Source organism: Variovorax sp. P4_D9 (assembly GCF_056401695.1).
The window spans coordinates 1-2,532 of record NZ_JBFUIU010001073.1 but is presented as its reverse complement, the minus strand read 5'-3'; the positions used below and the strand labels follow the sequence as shown (position 1 = coordinate 2,532).

4 protein-coding genes and 1 pseudogene are annotated in these 2,532 nt (G+C 66.5%); 1 reads left to right on the top strand and 4 read right to left on the bottom strand.

The annotated features are described in order from the left end of the window. Positions 1-184 (top strand): annotated as a pseudogene (locus AC1DY5_RS51070) (IS110 family transposase); the annotation flags it as partial. A 74-nt stretch (positions 185-258) separates the two neighbouring features. On the opposite strand, the gene AC1DY5_RS51065 reads toward AC1DY5_RS51070, so the two are convergent. The 4 genes from AC1DY5_RS51065 to AC1DY5_RS51050 form a co-directional block, all read right to left on the bottom strand. After that, positions 259-798, bottom strand: coding sequence for a DUF2514 family protein (locus AC1DY5_RS51065; RefSeq protein ID WP_478121922.1), 540 nt, complete (start codon positions 796-798; stop codon positions 259-261). Then, positions 795-1,304 carry a glycoside hydrolase family protein gene (locus AC1DY5_RS51060; protein ID WP_478121921.1) on the bottom strand — a complete coding sequence of 170 codons (510 nt, stop codon included), beginning with the start codon at positions 1,302-1,304 and terminating at the stop codon, positions 795-797. Before AC1DY5_RS51060 ends, AC1DY5_RS51065 begins: the two co-directional genes overlap by 4 nt. 1 nt (position 1,305) lies before the next feature. Continuing rightward, positions 1,306-1,650 carry a hypothetical protein gene (locus tag AC1DY5_RS51055; protein WP_478121920.1) on the bottom strand — a complete coding sequence of 115 codons (345 nt, stop codon included), beginning with the start codon at positions 1,648-1,650 and terminating at the stop codon, positions 1,306-1,308. A gap of 108 nt (positions 1,651-1,758) precedes the next feature. Then, positions 1,759-2,532 (bottom strand): PLxRFG domain-containing protein (locus AC1DY5_RS51050; RefSeq protein ID WP_478121919.1); only part of this gene is annotated, 774 nt, incomplete at its 5' end.

Here is a 2,532-nt window from a genome sequence, read left to right as displayed (position 1 = left end):
GAAGGCCATCATCGGCGTGGCCGCCTCCATGCTCACTGCCGCCTGGCACATGCTGCGCGACGGCACCGAATGGCATGACCTGGGCGCCGCCCACTTCGACCGCGCCGACGCCCACAAGACTGCCAACCGCCTCATCCGACGGCTCCAACAAATCGGCTACGAAGTGCAGGTCACACCTGCTTGAAGAGGGACGTTTCATCTCAGCGCAGCGGAACGCTCCTGGGCACGCACCGCTTCGAGGGTCAGGGCTTCGGAAGCCTACTTCCCGGCGGTAGGCTGTAGTCCGCCTGCGATCCGCTCGCAGGTGAGGCCGGCACTGTGGGCGGCGTCAGCGAACTTAGCCAGCTCTGCTGCATCCTTGCCACTCCCGCTGAGCAGGTTGGCAAACAGATCGAGGGCGGTTTCGGCTGTCTGGCTTCCGGGGGAAGAGGCGGGATCCTCGCTGGCTCGACGGACTGCAGCGATATAGGCGTCGAGTTGCTTGCGCACCCGGTCATGCATGCCAGCAACGCGCACAGCATCAGCGCGCGCCAGGTCGGTTCGATTCTTGGCTTCATCGATTGCCTTTCGGGTGTTGTCTTCGCTGCGCCGCTCTTCGACACGCTGCGCTCGGTCGGCCAGGACGCGGTTCTCGGCGGCCGTCAGCTTCCATTGCAAGAACTCGGCCTCGGTGCGCGACACCCTCGCCTTCGCGTTGCTGACCTGGACGCGCTGCCCAAGAATCACGACGCAYAGGAATCCGATCACGGCGACAGGCACCCAACAGGGGATGAGGCGACCGAAGGTTTCGGTGGTCATTGGGCCTCCATGCATTTCCTGTGGCGCTCGAGCTGGCGCGTCCACACGCCCCAGCATCGTTTGTTGCCGGGCGTCGAGCAGTCGTAGCCGGCCGCCCTCTTCCACATCAGCAGCGCGCGACACGCGGCGACGTAGTCGCCGGCCAGGATCTCGCGGCGCATGCTCGAGCTGCGCCAGTTGGTGATGCCGTACTGGCCGATGAAGTCCATGTACAGGTCGAATTCCTCCGGGTAGAGCTCGGCGCCCGGCAGGCTGTCCTGAAAGCGCTTCTCGTCCTGGCTCATGAGGTTGCGGGCCAGCACCGCGGCGCGCGCCCGGGTGATGGGCGGGTCAGTCATCTTCACGGGCTGGCCGTTCTCGTACTTGGTGGAGCCGTGCCCGATCGTGGGCACGTCGCCCTGGGTCGGGATCACGGGCGAGGCGGTGAAGCCCTCCGAGTTCTGCCAGGTGGCGAAGCCGGCGGCCGAAACCGCCAGGGCGGTGACGGCGATGCGGGCGCGGCGCATGTCAGTCGTCCTTGGCGAGCGCAGCCCACTCGCTGCGCGTGTAGGTCGGCTCGCCTTGGACCCAGCCGCGGCGCACGGCCAGCGGGCGCAGCCATGCGCGCCACACTCGCTTGAAGAGCCATTCGCTGGCCAGCATCATGGTGTAGACCGCGGCCACGAAGGAGGCGATTTTGTCCCACGGCAGGCTGACGAGGAACCAGTACCACAGCGGGTCGGTGGTTGGTGCGAGCGCATGGACAACGGACGAGGCGGCATGGCCGGCGGCCTCTGTGTTGGCGCCGACTGCGGCGACGATGGCGGTCGTGCTCTTGACGATCGGCGCTTTGATTTGGGTGTGCGCGTCCATGGCTCTCAGCGCTCCGTGATCTTGAGGAAGACAGTCGACATGGGGTAGCTCCCGGTTTGCTCGGCATGCTGCCGACCAGTCGCTACCCCGTCGAACCCTAGAGGGGGCCTACAACTCCGCGCGAGCCCTCGYCATCTCCTGCCGCATCTGCGCCCGCATGGCCTTGGGAGCGGTGTCCGCGATGCGCTCRTCCTTGGGCTTKCGCATTTCCTTGACCCGGCGGAGCACGGAKGGCATGTCGATGCGCATAGGCTGGTCCGGGTTCTTCCGGTTCCAGTCCGCGATCGCCGCGCGCGCGTCGGCCACCATTCCCTGGTCCTGCTCGAAGATGCCGCGCGCCCACTGAGCCCGGATCTCCTGCGCCTTCAGGCTGTAGAAGTCCTTCGCCTGCTGGGCGGCCGCGTTGGACTCCTGAATCTTGGAGACGCTGGCTGGCTGGAAGCCGATCGCCTTCAGCGCTGCCTCGAGCTGGCTCGTCTCCAGCACCTTGTAGCCCTTGGCATCGCGGTACATGCCGGTGACTGCCATGTCGATGCCCTTCGCGGCGTTCTGCACGGCCTTGGGCGCGACACCCAACACGCCCTTGCCAAAGTCGCCGCTCAGGACGTCGCTCGCGCCCGTGAAGATCCGGCCGGCGAAGTCGCCCGCCGGGCCCGCGATTTCAAGCAGGTCCTGCGTGTGGTTCGTCTTCTGTGTGAACAAGCCGGTACCGGGGATGAGGTTGCCCATGCCCAGGCGCCCCGACACGTCCAGCGGTGCGCCAGGCAGCCCGGTGATGCCGCGCTCGATGAAGCCCGCCATGGCCGGACCGAACAGGCCTTCGAGGAATTCCTGCTTGGCCTTCTTGCTGTTCAGGTTGTAGCCCATCAGCTGGCCCAGGCC

Excerpts from the sequence above, each read along its gene's own strand:
- AC1DY5_RS51055 (WP_478121920.1), bottom strand. The coding sequence starts at position 1,650 with ATGGACGCGCACACCCAAATCAAAGCGCCGATCGTCAAGAGCACGACC.
- AC1DY5_RS51060 (WP_478121921.1), bottom strand. The coding sequence starts at position 1,304 with ATGCGCCGCGCCCGCATCGCCGTCACCGCCCTGGCGGTTTCGGCCGCC.